This is a genomic window from Kitasatospora sp. NPDC088351 (assembly GCF_040685575.1).
GTDB lineage: Bacteria > Actinomycetota > Actinomycetes > Streptomycetales > Streptomycetaceae > Kitasatospora.
The window spans coordinates 176,052-192,852 of sequence record NZ_JBFBIL010000002.1 but is presented as its reverse complement, the minus strand read 5'-3'; the positions used below and the strand labels follow the sequence as shown (position 1 = coordinate 192,852).

Here is a 16,801-nt window from a genome sequence, read left to right as displayed (position 1 = left end):
CTGGAGCGAGGTGTCCGACGAGGACGAGGACGACAGCTCGGGATCGATGGTGCGCCCGTACACCATCACCCGCGGCCGCACCGCGCCCGAGCGCGACAACCTCACACTGATCACGGTGCTGACCACGGTCGAGGAGGAGGCCCGCGTGGCCCTGGCCCGGGGTTCCCGGTCCGGGCCGCGCAACCTCCAGCCCGAGCACCGGATGATCCTGAACCAGTGCCGCCGTCCGGCCGCCGTCGCCGAGGTGGCGGCCGGGCTGGACCTGCCGGTCTCGGTCACCAAGATCCTCTTGGACGACCTGATCTCCCAGGGCCTGCTGCTGGCCCGGGCGCCGCTCTCGGTGGCCCGGGCGAGCGGGGGCGTTGACCTCGGTCTGCTGACGGCCGTACGCGAAGGACTCCGGAGACTCTGAACCATGGCACCAACCGCACCAACCCCGCCCGCTCCCCCCGCCGCGCCCGCCGCCGTGAAGATCCTGATCGCGGGCGGCTTCGGCGTCGGCAAGACCACCCTGGTCGGCTCGGTCAGCGAGGTCGCGCCGCTGCGCACCGAGGAGTTGCTCACCCGCGCGAGCGTGGGGGTGGACGACCTGTCCGGCGTGGACAGCAAGAACACCACCACCGTCGCCCTGGACTTCGGCCGGATCACCGTCAACGCGGACCTCGTCGTCTACCTGTTCGGCACGCCCGGGCAGGAGCGCTTCTGGTTCATGTGGAACGACCTGGTGAACGGCGCGCTCGGCGGGATCGTCATCGCCGACACCCGCCGGCTGGACACCAGCTTCGCCTCGATCGACTTCTTCGAGAGCCGCGGCATCCCGTTCGTGGTGGCGATCAACTGCTTCCACGCGCACAACACCCGGACGCCGGACGAGATCCGGGCCGCCCTCGACCTCGACCCGCAGGTGCCGATGCTGCTCGGCGACGTGCGGGAGCGCTCGTTCGGCCGGGATCTGCTGCTGGCCCTGGTCGACCACCTGATGGACCTCTCCGCCGTCCGGGCCGCGCCCGTCGGCTGACCGGCCCCGCGCCCTCCCTCCCCTGTTTCCTGCACCGACGTTCCTGTACCGACCTCCCCGGGAGAACCCCGTCATGACCTCACCCCTGCGCGTACTGATCCACGGCGGCGGCATCGGCGGCCTGACCCTGGCCACCGCCCTCGCCCGGCGCGGCCACCAGGTCGACGTGGCCGAGCTACGCGACGAGCTGGAGGCGCTCGGCGTCGGCATCATCCAGCCGTCCAACGCGCTGCACGTGATGCGCGAGATCGGCGTGCTGGACGCGTGCCTGGCGGCCGGCTTCGAGTGGGAGGTGCTGACCATCTGCGACCCGGCCGGCACCACGCTCGCCAAGATCCCGCAGCCCCGGATGGGCGACGCCCCCTCCAACAACGGCATCCCGCGGCCCGCCCTGGCCAGGGTGCTGAGCGACGCCGCCACCGCGGCCGGCGCGTCCGTGCGCTTCGGCGCCACGATCGCCGAACTCGCCGACGACGGACAGGGCGTGGACGTCACCCTGACCGACGGCCACAGCGGCCGGTACGACCTGGTGGTCGGCTTCGACGGCATCGGCTCGCCGCTGCGCAAGCGCCTGTACGGAGACGCGTACGCGCCCGAGTACACCGGCTTCGCCAACTGGCGGGTGACGCTGCCGCGTTCGCCCGAGGTGCAGGGTGTGGTGATGTCCACCGGGAATCTCAAGGCGAAGGCGCTGCTCACCCCGATCACCGAGGAACTGATGTACCTGGGCTCGGTGTTCGCCGAGGCCGAGGACTTCCGCCCGGACCCGGAGCGCGCCCACGAGCAGCTGGCCGAGCGGCTGGCCGGCTTCGGCGGCCCGGTCGCCGAGGCGCTGACCCTGGTCACCGACCCGTCGGCGGTGGTCTACTCGCGCATCTCGCAGGTCACGGTGGAGGAGCCGTGGCACGTCGGCCGGGTGGTCCTGGCCGGTGACGCCGCGCACGCCAGCACCCCGCACCTCGCCCAGGGCGCGGCCATGGCGGTCGAGGACGCGCTGGTGCTGGCCGAGAGCCTGGACGCCACCGAGGACGTGGCCGCGGCGCTCGCTGCCTGGGAGGAGCGCCGCCGCCCGCGTGCGATGTGGGTGCAGGCGATGTCGCGGGCCGTCCTCAAGCAGGAGACCGGCACGCCGACCACCCCGGAGGAGGACGAACTGCTGAAGGTCGGTATCCCGGGCGCCGCGCACGTCCTGGTCAAGCCGTACTGACGGCCGCCGTCCGGCCGTTCGTCTCGACCCCGCACGGGCCGCTGCCCGCGCGGGGTCGCGTGCGTCCGGGGCCGGGCCGGAACGGCGGCGGGCCAGGCCGCCTACCGGGCGATCTCCCGGCGCCGTTCCCAGACCGCCGCCGAGATCCGGGCCAGCAGCCGGGCCGCCGGATCCGCCGCCGTCTCGTCCTCGCCCGAGGCCAGCGGCCCGGTGTAGCAGACGGCGAGCAGGTACGGCGGGCAGTCCCCGGGGTGGACGAGGCCGACGCCGTGCCGGACCCCGGGGGACCACCCGTTCTTGAACGCGATCCTCGTCCCCGGCGGCAGCCCGGCCGCCAGGTCCACCCGGAACGCGTTGCGCTCCAGCAGCGCCAGCAGCTCCGGCTCCCCCGCCAGCGAGCGCAGCAGCCGCACCAGGTCCAGCGCGCTCACCCGGTTGTGCACGCCCTGGTCGCGTGCCGGGTAGTCCTCGATCCCGCGCGGGCTGGCACTGCGGGTGGCGCCCGCGCGGCGCCAGACCTCGGCGACCGCCGGGTGCCCGACCCGGGCGAGGCAGAGGTTGGTGGCGAGGTTGGAGGAGTGGGTGATCATCCGCTCGGCGAGCAGCCGCAGCGGTGCCGTCCCGCCGAGCAGCGCCCACGGCTCCGGATCGCTGTCCCAGCCGGGGTCGTTGGCGAACTCGCCGCCCGCCACGGAGACGAAGCGGTTCACCACCGGCACCTCGGCGTCCAGGTCGGCCCCGCTCCGGTGCAGCGCCGCGAGCACGGCCACCTTCATCGTGCTCGCCGCGTCGTGCGGTTCGTCGGGAGCCCGGACGAACACCGGCTCCCCTTCCCAGGGCGCCACCACCACAGACAACATGCCCGGCTGATTGCCCGGCCCCACCCCCGGCAAACCTCACCGAGCGTGGCGGCGAAATTGACGTACCGTCACATCCGGTCCTCCTCAAGCCTATCGGCGGGCACCCCGAAGCCCTTACACTGCGGAACCGGTCGATTACCGGGGATGACCTTCGTCAGGGGGCGGCATGAGTTCCGAACAGCTTCGGCTTCCGCACGAGTACCGGGTGGCCACCATGCGGATCGGGGGCTTCGCGTTCACCATCCTGCTGGCCTCCGGCGGCGCGCTGGTACCGCTCTGGGCCGACCAGGAGTTCGCCTCCTCGACGAAGACCGCCGGCACGCTGATCATCCTGGGCCTGCTGTTCCTGCTGATCATCTCGGCCGCGCGCGCCGCGACCCTGGTCACCGAGGAGGGCGTCCGGGTCCGCGGCATCGTCCGCCGGCGCCGGCTCGCCTGGGCGGACATCAAGGAGTTCCGCAAGGTGCCGAACCCCAACTCGGGCCTCGGCAAGGGCGCGCCGGACTTCTTCACCTACGCGTACCCGCACAGAGGCAAGGGGATCCTGCTGCCGTTCGTCGACGACAAGCACGTCAACGTGGACCACGAGGTGGCCAGGCTGCTCGGTCTGCTGGAGGAGCGGCGCGGGGAGGGCTGAGCCGCCGGGCCGCCGGGCCGGACAGCCGGCCCGTCCTCACCCCAGCCGGGCCGCCGGGAGCGGTCCGGCCGGCAGCGGGCGCGGTGCGGGTGGCCCGGCCAGCTCCGCGAGATAACGGGCCCGGGGCATCGGGACGGCGCCGAGACTGCGGACGTGCGGGCTGTCCCACTGGGCGTCCAGCAGCCGGCCGCCCGCGGCGGCGAAGCGGGCCGCGAGATCGGCGACGGCGACCCTGGCGGCACCGGAGCGGCGGTGGAACATCGAGTCGAGGCTGAGGACGGGGCCCGCGGCGACACCGAAGACACCGCCGATCAGCTCCCCGTCCTCCCACACCTCCGCGCTGTGCGCCGCGCCGCGCTCGTGCAGCCCTACCAGCGCGGCCCGCAACTCACGTGTGAGCCAGGCCGGTCGGCGGCCTTCGGCGCAGCCGGCGAGGACGGACTCGAACGCCCGGTCCGCGCTGGTCCACCAGTCCAGGCCGTTCCGCAACCGCCGGGCGAACCGGCTCCCGAGCCGCACGCCGTCCGGCGCGATCACCGGCCGCGGATCGGGGGACCACCACGCGAGCGCGTACGGATCCGCGCCGACGCCTCCCCCGCCCCCGGTGGCGGGCAGCAGCGCCACCTCCCCCGCCGCCACGGCGTCTTCGAACCGGGCCTCGTTGAAGGCGATCGTGTAGTCGTCGACGGCCGGCAGCGGGAAGAGCCCGTGCCGGTAGGCGTCGAACAGCACCTCGGCGTCCAGCCCCGCCCCGAACGCGGCCGGCCCGCCGGCCGGCGCCCGCGCCACGTCCAGCCCCGCGAACACCTCGCTCATCTCGCTCATCCGGCCGCCCCCGCACGCCCGTTCACCACGGCATCACCCGTTCACCGCCGTACTCGTTCACCGCCGCGACCGCCGCACCCGCCGCGATCGCTCACCGCCGGACCGCCCGGGCCGGCGGAAGGAGGAAGCCCTCCACCGTCAGCCGTCGCAGGTAGTGGTCGATCAGCTCCTCGTCCACCGGCGGCAGCTCGATGCCGCTGCCGGCCAGCGCCCGCTCCGTGTTGGACCGGTCGAAGAGCGGGAACGTCGGCCGGAAGTACATTTCACTGATGGAGAGTTCGGTCCCCGGGCCGCGGTCGACGAAGAGCGGGACGAACGGGGTCATCGGGTGGGTCGGGTGGCCCGCCGCGAAGCGGACCAGGCCCCGCACCCAGTCCCCGTACGGGACTTCGTCCACCGCGTACCCGTGCGCCCGCAGGCGCTCCGCGAGGTCCGCCGGATCGGCCGGGAGCGGCGAGGTCACGTGGTACACCTCGCCCTCCGCCGGGGCGTGGGCGGCGATGTGGGCGACGGCGCGGCCGAAGCGGTCGGCCGGGACGAAGTCGAGCGGCAACCGGACGTCCGGGCAACTCCCGGTGTCCGCGATGTACTTGATCAGCGCGCAGATCTCCGTCCCGGTGTTCATCACACCCGTCGCGAGGTCCCCCGTGACGTCGTTGGTGCGCAGCACGGTGACCGGCAGCCCGGCCGCCGCCGCGTTGTGCAGCACCTGCTCCGCGACCCACTTGCTCTGCACGTAGCCGACCGCCAGCCGGTCGGGGTGGGCGAGCGGCGTCCGTTCGGAGACCTCGCCGACGCCCGCCGCGCCGAACCCGGCCAGGACGGCGAGGGTGGACAGATAGTGGACGGGGATGCCGCGCGTGTGGCCGGCCAGCCGGACGATCTCGCGGGTGCCGCCCACGTTGGGAGCGCGCAGCTGGCGGTAGGGGTAGATGAAGTTGACCTGGCCGCCGAGGTGGTGGATGGCGTCCAGACTCTGGGCCAGGCGCTCGAAGCGGCTCCTCGTCAGGCCGAGGAGCGGTTCGGCGAGGTCGCCGACCAGCGGGACGACCCTCGGGTCCGCGAGGTCGTGCCGCAGGAAGCGCTGCTGCGCGGCGCGGATGCGTTCCAGCGCGTGCTCCTCGTCGGGTGCGCGGACCAGGCAGTGCACGCGGGCCCGGGTGGTGTGCAGCAGGGTGTTCAGCAGGTGGGCGCCGCAGAATCCGGTGGCACCGGTGAGCAGGATCTCGGCCGGCTCGGCACGGGAGGGCGCGGGCTGCCAGGACTGCCGGACGGGAACGCCGAGTTCGGCCTCCGCCGCCCAGTCGACGGCCGCCTCGCCGAAGCCGTCGCGGCCGGAGCGCGCCCGCCGGGTCGCGGCGGCGAAGGCGCGCAGGGTGGCGTCGTGCAGCAGGGCGCGGGCGAGGAAGCGGATCCGGGTGACGTCGATGCCGAACATGATGCGGGCCCGGGCCAGCATCTCCATGGCGAGCAGCGAGTTGCCGCCGAGGACGAAGAAGTCGTCCGCCGGGCCGACGTCCTCGACGCCGAGCAGTTCGGACCAGAGGGGGGCGACCGCGGTCTCGATGGCGGCGGTCTCGCGGTCCCGGTCGCTCCCGCCGTTCCCGCCGCGGCGGCCGGCGATGCCGCCCCACCCGTCCTCCCCCCGCCGCTGCCGCAGTCCGCCGCCGGTCAGCCGGCGGCGGTCGATCTTCCCGGCGGCGGTCAGCGGCATGCTTTCCAGCAGGACGAACTCGGCGGGGACCATGAAGTCCGGCAGCCGGTCGGCCAGGTACGCGCGGATCCGGTCGCGCCGCGCGCGGGAGCCGGAGCCGTCCCGGTCGGCGAGCGTGTAGTAGGCGGTGAGGACGTACGCGCCGTCCGTGTGCCGGTCGGCGGCGACCCTCGCCAGCCGGACCTCGGGGTGGGCGGCGAGCACCGACTCGACCTCGGCCGGGTCGACCCGGTAGCCGCGGACCTTCACCTGGTCGTCGGAGCGGCCGAGGATCTCCAGCCCGCCGTCGGGGCGCCAGCGGCCGGTGTCGCCGGTGCGGTACATCCGCTCGCCGGGGACGGGCGCGTACGGGTCGGGCAGGAAGGACTCGGCGGTGAGGACGGGCGACCGCCAGTAGCCGCGGGCGAGGCCGGGCCCGCCGAGGTGGATCTCGCCCTTCTCGCCGGGGCGCACCGGCCTGAGCCGGGCGTCCAGCACCCGCGCCCGGACGCCCGGCAGCGGTCTGCCGATCGGGACGGGCGCGGCGCCCGTACCTGCGGCCCCGTCGGCGTCGTCGAGGACGGCCGGGGTGACCTCGTAGAGCAGGGAGGTGACGGCCGCCTCGGTCACGCCGTAGGCGTTGACCAGCCGGACACCCGGCAGCCGGTCCAGGCACCTGCGGCAGTCGTCGGCGTGCACGGTGTCGCCGCCGACCACGAGCAGCCGCAGGCCCTCCGGGGCCGGCCCGCCCTCGGGGAGCAGTTCCAGCACCTGGTGCCAGTAGGCGGGGGTGAGGTCGGCGACGGTCAGCCCCAGGGTGCCCATCCGGTGGACGAGTTCGGTGGGCGCCCAGGTCCGGACCCCGCCCAGGACGAGGGTGGCGCCGCTGAGCAGGGTCGCGAACACCTGCTCCAGGGAGGTGTCGAAGCCGAGCGCGGCGAGTTGCAGCACCCGGTCGCGCGGGGTGAGACCGTACGCGTTGATCACCCGGTCCAGGGTGAAGACCAGTGAACGGTGGGTGACCGCCACGCCCTTGGGGGTGCCGGTGGTGCCCGAGGTGTAGATCAGGTAGGCGAGGTCGTCGGGCACCGCCTCGTCGACGAACGGGACGGCGTGCGGGGCGGCGTATGGGACCGCGCCGGCACCGGGGTCCACCGGGGCCGCCGCCGTGTCCACCGAGAGCACCTCCGCCCCCGCGAAGCCGCCCCGCCCCCCGTTCCGGCCGAACGCGCCGGCCTCCGCCACCACGACGTCCGCCCCGCAGTCCTCGACGAGTCGCGCGAGCCGCCGGCGCGGGTGCGCCGGGTCCAGGGGCAGGAACGCCCCGCCGGCCTTCAGTACCCCCAGCCAGGCCGTCACCAGGCCCGTCCCGCGTTCCAGACAGACCGGCACCACCCGCTCCGCGCCGACGCCCCGGGCCCGCAGCGCGCCGGCCAGCCGGTCGCTGCGCAGGTCCAGTTCGCGGTAGCTCAGCGCGCCGTCCTCGGCGAGCACCGCGACCGCGTCCGGGTCGTGGGCGGCCCGCGCGCGGAACAGCCCGTGCACGGTGTCCGCGAACCCGGCCCGCACCGGTTCGCCACCGCCCCGCCCGGGAAGCCCGGGCCCCCAGGGCCCGTCACGCCGCCCGCCGAGCCGCGCCTCGCGCTCCACGTACGCGCGGCAGTCGGCGCGCCCGGCCGGCCCGAACACGCTTCGCCAACCGCCGGGGACCGTTGAGTCACCGGGCCAGATCGCATACTGACCGTTGTTGTTGCAAAGCACGGCGTGACGACCGGAATTCACATCCGTTCGTGCGCCCTCTGCGCTGTCTGGTGCCTCATCCACCGGCTTGACCTCGTGCTGTGGCGGCAGAATGCTGGGAGGTGCGACATTTCTGACTATACGCACCCACCGCTCGACTCGAACGCCCAACCGTCTTTCCGGCGCCTTTCCACCGCCGTTCAGCCGGACGTTCCCCCGGGCCGTTCCCCTATGCCTCTACCCACTCCCGAACCCGCCCTCACCCGAAGTCCCCCGCCCACTCGGCGGGGTGAAGTCGCGGAGGAGGTAGCCTCGTTGACACGCCGGCGACAGCGCCTGACGGCCTGCTACCTGCTGTGGATGGTGCTGCTCACCGGCATCTACTACACCAACCCCTCCCAGCGGATCATCTGGTGGACGGGCATCGGCCTCAGCGGCGTCGTGGCCATCGTGGTCGGCGTCCGCCTCAACCGCCCCTCGCACGCACGGTTCTGGTACCTGCTGGCCCTCGCCAACCTCAGCTTCACCGCGGGCGAGGTGGTGCAGGTGATCCAGCTGCAGTTCCTGCGGCTGGGATACCCGTTCCCCTCCGTCGCCGACATCTTCTACCTCGCCGAGTACCTGCTGTACGCCGCAGGCGTGCTGGGCTTCATCCGCTGGCGGACGGCCCATCAGGACCGCGCCAGCCTGCTCGACGCCCTCATCCTCACCATGGGCCTGGCCCTGCTCTCCTGGATCTACCTGATCCTCCCCTACACCCGTAACCCCGACCTCACCTGGATCCAGCGGGCCACCTCGATCGCCTACCCGCTGGGCGACGTGGTGGTCCTCGCCCTGCTGCTGCGGCTGCTGGTGCCACGCGGCGGCACCAGCCGCGCCCTCCAGCTGCTCGCCGTCGGCACCGTCGGCATGCTGGTCTCCGACGTGCTGTACGGGCTGACCCAGCTGCACGGCGGCTGGCACATCGGCACGCCCGTGGACCTCGGCTGGGCCGCCTTCTACACCGCGTGGGGCGCGGCCGCCCTGCACCCGTCCATGGTCCAGCTGACCAGGCCCGTCCCCAGCCAGCAGCCCGACATCAGCGCCGGCCGGCTCGCCCTGCTCACCTTCGCCGCGCTGATCGCCCCGGCCATCCTGATCATCGAGGCGATCCACGGCAACACCAGCAACGCCGGGGTCATCGGCGCGTTCTCCGCCGTCCTCTACCTGCTGGTGCTGGCCCGGCTCGCCGTGGTGGTCCACGCCCGGCGGCAGGCCATCGCCCGCGAACGCGCGCTGCGCGAGGCCGGCGCCTCACTGACCGCCGCCGTCACCGTCGAGGAGGTCGCGGACGCCGTCCAGACCGCCGCCTCCACCCTGATGCCCGCCGAGGCCGGGCACGTCGCGCTGCTCGCGGTCACCGAGGCGGGCGTGCTGCACGTCCGGCACGCCGAGCGCGGCGCCACCCGGCACGCCCCCTTCGCCCCGCCCGCCGCCCCCGGCTCCGACGAGGTGCTGGCCCTCGCCGCCTACCGCGAGACCCGGTTACTCGCCGTCGACGACATCGGCGCCGACCTCTCGGCCCGCTTCGGCGGGATGCCGTACGCCCTGCTCTGCCCGCTCACCCTGGCCGAACGCCCCTCCGGCGACCCGCTGATCGGCGCGCTCATCGTCACCGGCACCGAGCACGAGCTCGCCAGCCTCTGGGGCTCGCTGGAGATCCTGGCCGCCCAGGCGGCGCTGGCCGTCGAACGCGTCATGCTGAGCCAGGAGATCAACCTCCGCAACAGCGAGGCCTACTTCCGCACCCTGGTCCAGAGCACCAGCGACGTCATCCTGATCCTCAACGCCGACGACGGCGTCCGGTACGCCAGTTCGTCCGCCGAGCAGGTCCTCGGCTACCCCAGCCTGGACGGCACCCTGATCACCGACCTCGTCCCGCCCGAGGACAGCCGCGCCGTCGACCACGCGCTCGCCCGGATGCGCGGGCAGGACGGCGCCGACGGGCGGGAGCAGCGGCGCGAGCACTGGCGCCTGCTGCGCCACGACCGCACCCCGATCGAGGCCGAGGTGCGCTGCAACGACCTGCGCGCCGACCCGACCGTCGGCGGCCTGGTGCTCACCCTGCGCGACGTCACCGAACAGCGCCAGATGGAGCGCGAGCTCACCCACCGGGCCTTCCACGACTCGCTGACCGGTCTCGCCAACCGCGTCCTCTTCCAGGACCGGCTCGGGCACGCCCTCTCCCGCGGCGAACGCACCGGCGCGGTCATCGGCGTGCTCTTCGTCGACCTGGACGACTTCAAGGTGGTCAACGACACCCAGGGGCACGCGGTCGGCGACGAACTGCTGGTCGCCGTCTCCCTGCGGGTCTCCACCGCGCTGCGCACCTCCGACACGGCGGCCCGCCTCGGTGGCGACGAGTTCGCGGTGCTGGTGGAGGACGCGCTGCGCCCGGAGGACGTCGGGGTGATCGCGGACACCGTGCTGGCGGCCTTCGCAGAGCCGTTCAAGCTGAGCGCGGGCGCCGTCCGGGTGACCGCCAGCGTCGGCGTGGCGACGACCGAGGACAGCGTGGACGCGGCCGAGCTGCTCACCCACGCGGACCTGGCGCTCTACTCGGCGAAGGCGGCCGGCAAGCGGCAGTGGTGCCACTACCGGCCCGCCTTACAGACCGGCCTGGTCGAGCGGCACGAGCTGAACGAGAACCTGGACACGGCGATCGCCGAGTCCGCCTTCACCCTGTACTACCAGCCGATCGTCGATCTGGCGACGGGCGGCCTGGTCGCCTTCGAGGCCCTGGTCCGCTGGCCGCACACCCGCCGCGGCATGATCCTGCCGGACGAGTTCATCGCCCTCGCCGAGGAGAGCGGCCAGATCGTCCCGCTCGGCGCCTGGGTCCTGGAGCACGCGGCCCAGGAGGTGGCCGCCTGGCAGCGGACCAGCTCCGACCGGCGGCTCGCCGATGGCCGCCCCCCGCTACGGGTCAACGTCAACGTCTCGGCGCGCCAGTTCCGCGACGCGGGCTTCGTGGACGTGGTGCGCGGCGCCCTCCGGACCTCCGGGATCGACCCCCACTCGCTGGTGCTGGAGCTCACCGAGTCCGTCCTGATGCGCCGCGACGAGCGCATCAGGACCGACATGCGCACCCTGACCGACCTGGGCGTGGGCATCGCGATCGACGACTTCGGCACCGGCTACTCCTCGCTGAGCTACCTGCGGGAGTTCCCGATCTCCGTCCTGAAGATCGACAAGTCCTTCATCGACGGCCTCGGAGCGTCCCCGCAACAGTACGCCCTGGTCAAGGGCATCACCCGGATCGCCGACACCCTGGACGTCCAGGTCATCGCCGAGGGCATCGAGAACGCCGACCAGCGCGACCTGCTCGCCGCCATGGGCTGCCCCCTCGGCCAGGGCTACCTCTTCGCCCGCCCCCTGACCTCCGCCCAGGCCCGCACCCTCATCCTGGCCGACACCGGCCTGACACCATCCCGCCAGGACACCACGTGACCGACCGCGACGCCCCAACGGCGTCGCGCGAACATCCGCGCGTACGGGAACAGGCCGCGGTCGCCCACCCCGGCGACCGACATCCGAGCTACTGTGTATGTCATGCCTGCGGCCTACGAGGACGTGCCCTTCAGCGAGCTGCTCCACCATCCCGCCGCGACCACGCGCAGGCTGGACGCCGTCCGCGCGCTACGGCTGCGGCGGCGCGACGCGGGAGACCTCGCCCTGATGCGCGTCGACCAGATGGAGCGGGACGCCTCGGTCGTGGACTTCACCTCGCGCCTGCTGGCCGGGCTGGTGCGGACGGAGAACATCGCCGCCCTCCGCCAGGCACTGCCCGAAGCCCTGCCGTGGAGCACCTTCCTGCCCACCGAGGACATCGACACCCTGCTCTCCGAGCTGGTGGACACGGCGCGCGGCGCGGTGGCCCTGGACAACCTGGCCCCGATCGCGCTCCTGCTCACTCAGTGGCGACACAGCGCCGAGATCTACGCGGACCCCGCCCTGCTCGCCCTCCTCACCCGCGAGCCCGACGGCGACCTCGGGCCGGTCCCCGTGCCCGAGGTCGCCGAGTGAGCCCGAAGCGCGGAGAGCGGGCCGCGCCGCCGCCGATCGGCGGCGAGTACGACCTCCGTTTCGCCAACACCGAGGCCGCCGACGGCTGGGAACACCTGGGCCGCCAGGCAGCGGGCAACCTGCGTCGTGCCTTCGAGAAGATCCGTGCCACTCCCCGCGCCGCCGACAACCCCGACCGTCAGCACCGCCTCAAGGGCAAGCTCGGTACCGGCATCTTCAAGGGCCAGGAACTGGAACGCCGGCAGTACGAGGTCACCGGCGGCGGACGCATCCGGTACCTGCTGGACGACGCCAACCGCACTGCCTGGATCACTTACGCGGGAACTGGCCATCCCAAGGCCACGGACTGATGCTTCTCCAAACCGCGCCCGTCCGCATGATCCGTACCCGAACCGGGAAGGTGCCGGTTCGGAAGGTGATCCGTCATGATTGCTCTGCTGCTCGCTCTTCTCGTCATCGTGCTGATCGCCGGCATCGGGTTCTCGATCCACCTGCTGTGGTGGGTGGCGCTCGCCGGCCTGGTGGTGTGGTTCCTCGGCTTCTTCGTCCACGGCGCCTCCGGCCGCGGTGGCAACGCTCGCTGGTATCGCTGGTGACCGCCTGTCGTTGCCGATGACCCGGAGTGCGAACCCACCTGGCCGCCGCGCCGACCGGCCGGGAAGCAGCGCGCGCCCCGTGCCGGACGTCCGGCACGGGGCGCGAGGTGAGCGGCCTACGGGGCGGGGTTCCCCGGCCGTCAGGCCTGTTCCCGGCCGTCGGCTCCCTCCTCGGCGGAGGGCCCTTCGCGGGGTGCCGTCCTGTGCGGGGGCTTGTGGTGCTCGCCGACGACGATGGCCCTGGCGGGCTCACTGACGACCTGGTGACCTAACGTTCCGGTCCGCTCGATGGTGTTGTCCTCGATGGTGATATTCGTGTTCGTCACCGCGGCGAACCCGGTGAAGAGCAGGATGCCGCCGTGGGTCTTGTCGGCGATCACGTTGTGCGTGATCGCGATGTTGTGGCAGGCGCCGGACACCTGCACACCGCTGAAGCCGCCGATCATGCTGTTCCGCGTGACGACGACGTCCGAGACGGCGACGAAGACGACCGGGAACTCGCCGTCCATACTGTTGTCGTTGATGGCGATGTTCTTTGTCGCCCCGGGGACTTCACCCCCGGCGATATTGATCGGCGAGTTGCCGTTGTCCTGGAATTTGTTGTTCGAGAACGTCGCGTTCGCCAGCGGCCGGAAGGTGAAGACCCCGTCGCCCTGCGCTCCGGGGTGGAGTGTGGAGCTGTTGTTGTTGAAGAAGAGATTCTGCTGAAAGACCGAGGCGATCGCACCGTTGGACGACGGGGCGAATCCCTTGAGGTTGTTCGAGAAGATGTTGTTCTTGACCTGGTAGCCGCTGAAGTTCTCGCTGGTGCTCACCCCCGCGCCGTCGGCGTTGCCGGTGAAGGTGAAACCGTCGATCGACACCCCGTTGGCCTGCGCGATCCACATGTCCTCCTGGATCGGGGTGTTGAGCGTGGTCGTGATGACCGTCTCACCCGGACCGCCGGGGGTGCGGGTGCGGGCGTCCACGCCGGCCCGGGCGCCTTCGAAATGCAGAGCGGCCTTCCGGATGACCAAAGGGGTGGTCATGACACAGGTGCCTGCCTGCACCCTGACGGTGCCCCCGGGGGCGGCCTCGTTGTAGGCGAACGGAACCGATGCGCAAGGCGCGGCGACCGGGCCGCACCCCGGCGCGTCGGCCCCGGTGGTCGCGACGTTGATGACGGTCGCGGCGGCGGCCGGGGGTGCGATCCCCACCCGGGTCACCCCCTGCGGGTGACCCGGCTGTACGGCACGGCGATCGACGTCAACGGCTGACGCGTCGGCTCGCCCGGCCGACGACGGGAGGCCGAATGGCCGGCGGAAATCCGGAGGCTTTCCGGAGCGGTTGCAAAAATTGACTAACGCCGCGTGATGGCCGTGTCAGCGCGTCACCAAACCATGGAGCCAGCACGTCGGCCCGGGATCGAGAAATGCCCGCAGGCGGGTTGCATCTCACGCGGCCTGGCGGTTGACTGAAAGCAGACGAAATACTGGCCATTCGAGACAAATACCTGCCCGGAGAGCCCGGCCGGCCCGATCCCCACAAGCCTCCGCCGAGCCCGCGGATCACGTCTGGCTCGCAGGACGTGCCAGACGTGAGTACTGGCACCCTTCGAAAAGGTGCCGCAGCCAATTTCGGAGGTCACATTATGACGTGGCAATATCCAGCCCCCGGAGCCGCCCGCCTGTTCCTGGCACACGGCCAGGCCGCGGAGTTCGGTTACACCTTCAACGGCGTCTACAACGGTCCGCAGTTTGCCACGGCGGTACTGGACAGCAGTAGCGGCGGCGGTGGAGATCCTCGCACCCTCGTCATCCAATGGCAGGGCACCGAGAACACCGCCGTGTTCGGCGGGGCGCAGACCTCCTACATCCAGGGCGTCTGGAATCCGTCGACCGCCGACATCTGGTTCCACCTGGAGGGAGGCGGCGTGACATGACCTCGCACGAGAGCGGCCACGCGGCGCGGCTGCTCGTTCTCGTTGACGAAGACGGAAACATCGTGGCCGCCTCCGGACCGGCCGGACACCGCCCGCTGGACCGGGACACCCCCACGGACGGCGGGGTAAGACCGTCAAAGGGCAGAACACTGCACGAGGTTGTGGTGCCCGAGGAACTGAAGAACGCCGGAACGGCAGAATCTCTCGGCAATTTCTACGTCGCTCGCGACGGTGACCAGCCAAGGCTGGCCAGACGGTCCCCACAGGGGTGAGGCACCGGATCGCTCCCCCGGCCACCCGCCCCGCACCCTGCCCAGACGTGGCTGGTGGCCGAGCGCCCATGCCCCGGGAGGCAGGTGGACACCGCACCGCAGCCTCCCGGCCCGGACCTCAAGCCGCTGAGCGCCCACCCGGCGACGCTTCGCCGGACGGACTCCGGTGGTGTGCGGAAAAGGCGAAGGCCGAGGTGTCGCCGTCCAGATCGATGGTCAGGGAGGCATCCAGGGCTTTGGCGAGACGGGTCAGCAACGGCAGAGTCGGCACGGAGTCGCCGCCCTCGATGTTCGAGATCTGCGGCTGGGTCATGCCCGCTCGCCGCGCCAGTTCGGTCTGCGACAGGCCGAGTTCCGCCCGCCGGTCATACACGGCCTGACCCAGCGCGAACGCGTACCCGGCTTCCACGTAGGCCGAGGACTCCTCGACCGACTCCCCCAGGAGCATCCTGGTCCGACGGGTCTTCCACTGGGAGTGGTTCACGGACTCTCCTCCTTGCTCCGGTCATAGCCGTGCTCCGCAGGACCGTGGTCCGCCTCGCACACCTTCTGCGCCTGCCGGGCGCGTTCGACCTCGACCGCCTCACGCTGCCGTGTCTTTCGGAACACCGTCAACAATACGATGCGCCGCCCAGGGCTTCGCCAGGAGGATACGCCCCGGGCGGGGCTGCCCGGGGTGAACGGGCAGCCCCCGGGGGTCACTTGACCGGGTGCGGGTGGCCGAGGTGGGGGAAGGTGGGGAGCAGGTCGGCGTGCGGGGGGATGCGGTCACTGGTGATCTTGCCGCCGAAGACCATGGTGAGGCGGGCGGACGTCACGTCGTCGCTGAGCGTGCGGCCGTTGGGGTAGCCGGCCGGGCGGGAGCGGTCGTAGCGGAGGATGTCGGGCAGGACGAGCTTCAGCGTCTCGGTGGCCGCCTGGGTGGTGTAGTCGCCGGCGTGCTGGAGCACGGCCGTCCACGCCTCGCGGTACTTCTCCCAGTCGTCGGCCGGTTCGCCCGCGTTGTAGGCGTCCTTGACCTCCTCGGCGTTGAAGTACGCGGTGAGGGACGGGTGGGCGCCCCGGTCCACCGACAGCAACTGGCCGTCCGCATGGAGGCCGACCCGCGCCCAGACGCCGATCGTCGGGTCCGGGCCGAGGTCCGCGTCGGGCACTTCGAGCGCGATGCCGAAGATGTTGGCGTCCTCCATCGCATCCCTGCCGGTCCACTGGAAGTTGTTGACGATGCCCTCCAGGTCGGCGAAGAACGGGTCGCTCCGCAGGCCGGCGGAGAGCCGGTAGCCGCCCGCCTCCGCGATGTCGGGCGCGTCGCCGAAGGCGACCGGGACGTCCGCGAAGAGCTTCTCCCCGCCCGCCTCGTGCTTCTGCGCGGCGCCGCCGGTCGCGCGGTACACGGTGACGGTCTGACCTCCGGTGCCTGCGCCCGGGGCGGGGTCAGGGGCGGAGAAGACGAAGGAGTAGGCGACGTCGGCGCGGTTGTCGCCGTCGTTGTCGATGTTGATCCGGTACACCGCGTCGGGGTGGAACTCGGCGGCCCGGGTGGGCGCGTACGGGTTCACATTCATGATCAGGACGGTGCGCCCGGAGGCGTCGGAGGCCGGGAAGGCGAAGAGGTCGGTGAGGTCGAGCCGGGCGTCGCCCCGGGGGGAGCGAAGGCTGGGACCGCTGAGGTGGTGGGACATGGCGCTGGGCTACCTCGTCTCTGCGCAACCCCCCTGGCTTGTCCGCACCGTCGTACCAGCGCGAGCGGTACCGGCCGGGGAGGACACCCGCACAGAACCCGCCCGTCCGCCCCTTTGGCGGACGGGCCCGGATCCGCGGCCGGTCATGGTGGTCCACGGCCCCGAGTGCCCCGACACCCAGGACACCTGGACCCGGGTCCTGGACGCGCCCGACGCCCCGCTGCGGAACCGGCCCACGCCCTGGCCGCGCGCGCCCTGACCACGCGCACCGGCACCTCGGAGCCG

16 protein-coding genes and 1 pseudogene are annotated in these 16,801 nt (G+C 72.4%); 10 read left to right on the top strand and 7 right to left on the bottom strand.

Features of this window, described 5'->3' with window-relative positions; genetic code table 11:
• The first annotated feature begins 46 nt into the window (after positions 1 to 46).
• From AB0P06_RS02370 to AB0P06_RS02360, 3 genes are all read left to right on the top strand, one after another.
• On the top strand, positions 47 to 412 hold the full coding sequence (locus AB0P06_RS02370; protein ID WP_363604603.1) for a DUF742 domain-containing protein: 366 nt from the start codon (positions 47 to 49) through the stop codon (positions 410 to 412).
• Positions 413 to 415: 3 nt separating this feature from the next.
• Positions 416 to 1,018 carry an ATP/GTP-binding protein gene (locus AB0P06_RS02365; protein WP_363604431.1) on the top strand — a complete coding sequence of 201 codons (603 nt, stop codon included), beginning with the start codon at positions 416 to 418 and terminating at the stop codon, positions 1,016 to 1,018.
• Between the two features lie 73 nt (positions 1,019 to 1,091).
• The gene (locus AB0P06_RS02360; RefSeq protein ID WP_363604429.1) at positions 1,092 to 2,225 is read left to right on the top strand and encodes an FAD-dependent monooxygenase; all 1,134 of its coding nucleotides are present in this window, start codon (positions 1,092 to 1,094) and stop codon (positions 2,223 to 2,225) included.
• A 101-nt stretch (positions 2,226 to 2,326) separates the two neighbouring features.
• Here the strand turns inward: AB0P06_RS02360 and AB0P06_RS02355 are convergent, their stop codons facing one another.
• The gene (locus tag AB0P06_RS02355; protein ID WP_363604427.1) at positions 2,327 to 3,085 is read right to left on the bottom strand and encodes a serine hydrolase; all 759 of its coding nucleotides are present in this window, start codon (positions 3,083 to 3,085) and stop codon (positions 2,327 to 2,329) included.
• A 166-nt stretch (positions 3,086 to 3,251) separates the two neighbouring features.
• Here AB0P06_RS02355 and AB0P06_RS02350 point away from each other — a divergent pair, with 166 nt between their 5' ends.
• Complete coding sequence (locus tag AB0P06_RS02350; RefSeq protein ID WP_363604425.1) at positions 3,252 to 3,722, top strand: PH domain-containing protein; 471 nt, start codon at positions 3,252 to 3,254, stop codon at positions 3,720 to 3,722.
• A gap of 36 nt (positions 3,723 to 3,758) precedes the next feature.
• Here the strand turns inward: AB0P06_RS02350 and AB0P06_RS02345 are convergent, their stop codons facing one another.
• Together AB0P06_RS02345 and AB0P06_RS02340 are read right to left on the bottom strand one after the other, a co-directional pair.
• A complete protein-coding gene (locus AB0P06_RS02345; RefSeq protein ID WP_363604423.1) occupies positions 3,759 to 4,547 on the bottom strand; it encodes a leucyl/phenylalanyl-tRNA--protein transferase in 789 nt (262 codons plus the stop codon).
• Positions 4,548 to 4,638: 91 nt separating this feature from the next.
• Positions 4,639 to 8,022, bottom strand: coding sequence for an amino acid adenylation domain-containing protein (locus tag AB0P06_RS02340; RefSeq protein ID WP_363604421.1), 3,384 nt, complete (start codon positions 8,020 to 8,022; stop codon positions 4,639 to 4,641).
• Positions 8,023 to 8,295: 273 nt separating this feature from the next.
• Between AB0P06_RS02340 and AB0P06_RS02335 the strand changes: the two genes are divergently transcribed.
• From AB0P06_RS02335 to AB0P06_RS02320, 4 genes are all read left to right on the top strand, one after another.
• Complete coding sequence (locus AB0P06_RS02335; RefSeq protein ID WP_363604419.1) at positions 8,296 to 11,469, top strand: EAL domain-containing protein; 3,174 nt, start codon at positions 8,296 to 8,298, stop codon at positions 11,467 to 11,469.
• A gap of 102 nt (positions 11,470 to 11,571) precedes the next feature.
• Complete coding sequence (locus tag AB0P06_RS02330) at positions 11,572 to 12,045, top strand: hypothetical protein (RefSeq protein ID WP_363604417.1); 474 nt, start codon at positions 11,572 to 11,574, stop codon at positions 12,043 to 12,045.
• A complete protein-coding gene (locus AB0P06_RS02325; RefSeq protein ID WP_363604416.1) occupies positions 12,042 to 12,395 on the top strand; it encodes a hypothetical protein in 354 nt (117 codons plus the stop codon). Before AB0P06_RS02330 ends, AB0P06_RS02325 begins: the two co-directional genes overlap by 4 nt.
• A 75-nt stretch (positions 12,396 to 12,470) precedes the next feature.
• Positions 12,471 to 12,641, top strand: a complete 171-nt coding sequence (locus AB0P06_RS02320) for a hydrophobic protein (protein ID WP_363604414.1) — start codon at positions 12,471 to 12,473, stop codon at positions 12,639 to 12,641.
• 140 nt (positions 12,642 to 12,781) lie between these two features.
• Here the strand turns inward: AB0P06_RS02320 and AB0P06_RS02315 are convergent, their stop codons facing one another.
• Positions 12,782 to 13,837 (bottom strand): right-handed parallel beta-helix repeat-containing protein, encoded by a 1,056-nt coding sequence (locus AB0P06_RS02315; protein ID WP_363604412.1) that lies wholly within the window; start codon positions 13,835 to 13,837, stop codon positions 12,782 to 12,784.
• 380 nt (positions 13,838 to 14,217) lie between these two features.
• On the opposite strand from AB0P06_RS02315, the gene AB0P06_RS02310 reads away from it, so the two are divergent.
• A complete protein-coding gene (locus tag AB0P06_RS02310; RefSeq protein ID WP_363604411.1) occupies positions 14,218 to 14,562 on the top strand; it encodes a hypothetical protein in 345 nt (114 codons plus the stop codon).
• Positions 14,559 to 14,834: a hypothetical protein gene (locus AB0P06_RS02305; protein ID WP_363604410.1), complete on the top strand. Its 276-nt coding sequence runs from the start codon at positions 14,559 to 14,561 to the stop codon at positions 14,832 to 14,834. The genes AB0P06_RS02310 and AB0P06_RS02305 overlap by 4 nt, the downstream gene beginning before the upstream one ends.
• Positions 14,835 to 14,952: 118 nt before the next feature.
• On the opposite strand, the gene AB0P06_RS02300 is transcribed toward AB0P06_RS02305, so the two are convergent.
• The 3 genes and pseudogenes from AB0P06_RS02300 to AB0P06_RS02290 all read right to left on the bottom strand — a co-directional run bounded on the left by AB0P06_RS02300 (position 14,953) and on the right by AB0P06_RS02290 (position 16,516).
• Positions 14,953 to 15,318 (bottom strand): helix-turn-helix transcriptional regulator, encoded by a 366-nt coding sequence (locus AB0P06_RS02300; protein ID WP_363604409.1) that lies wholly within the window; start codon positions 15,316 to 15,318, stop codon positions 14,953 to 14,955.
• A pseudogene (locus AB0P06_RS02295) lies at positions 15,315 to 15,488 on the bottom strand (type II toxin-antitoxin system RelE/ParE family toxin); the annotation flags it as partial. The pseudogene AB0P06_RS02295 and the gene AB0P06_RS02300, both read right to left, overlap by 4 nt.
• A 44-nt stretch (positions 15,489 to 15,532) precedes the next feature.
• Positions 15,533 to 16,516 (bottom strand): DUF4331 family protein, encoded by a 984-nt coding sequence (locus tag AB0P06_RS02290; protein WP_363604407.1) that lies wholly within the window; start codon positions 16,514 to 16,516, stop codon positions 15,533 to 15,535.
• Positions 16,517 to 16,801: the final 285 nt, after the last annotated feature.

Coding starts and splice junctions, on each gene's coding strand:
- AB0P06_RS02305 (WP_363604410.1), top strand. CDS start 14,559: ATGACCTCGCACGAGAGCGGCCACGCGGCGCGGCTGCTCGTTCTCGTT.
- AB0P06_RS02355 (WP_363604427.1), bottom strand. CDS start 3,085: ATGTTGTCTGTGGTGGTGGCGCCCTGGGAAGGGGAGCCGGTGTTCGTC.
- AB0P06_RS02290 (WP_363604407.1), bottom strand. CDS start 16,516: ATGTCCCACCACCTCAGCGGTCCCAGCCTTCGCTCCCCCCGGGGCGAC.
- AB0P06_RS02330 (WP_363604417.1), top strand. CDS start 11,572: ATGCCTGCGGCCTACGAGGACGTGCCCTTCAGCGAGCTGCTCCACCAT.
- AB0P06_RS02360 (WP_363604429.1), top strand. CDS start 1,092: ATGACCTCACCCCTGCGCGTACTGATCCACGGCGGCGGCATCGGCGGC.
- AB0P06_RS02370 (WP_363604603.1), top strand. CDS start 47: ATGGTGCGCCCGTACACCATCACCCGCGGCCGCACCGCGCCCGAGCGC.
- AB0P06_RS02365 (WP_363604431.1), top strand. CDS start 416: ATGGCACCAACCGCACCAACCCCGCCCGCTCCCCCCGCCGCGCCCGCC.
- AB0P06_RS02350 (WP_363604425.1), top strand. CDS start 3,252: ATGAGTTCCGAACAGCTTCGGCTTCCGCACGAGTACCGGGTGGCCACC.
- AB0P06_RS02320 (WP_363604414.1), top strand. CDS start 12,471: ATGATTGCTCTGCTGCTCGCTCTTCTCGTCATCGTGCTGATCGCCGGC.
- AB0P06_RS02345 (WP_363604423.1), bottom strand. CDS start 4,547: ATGAGCGAGATGAGCGAGGTGTTCGCGGGGCTGGACGTGGCGCGGGCG.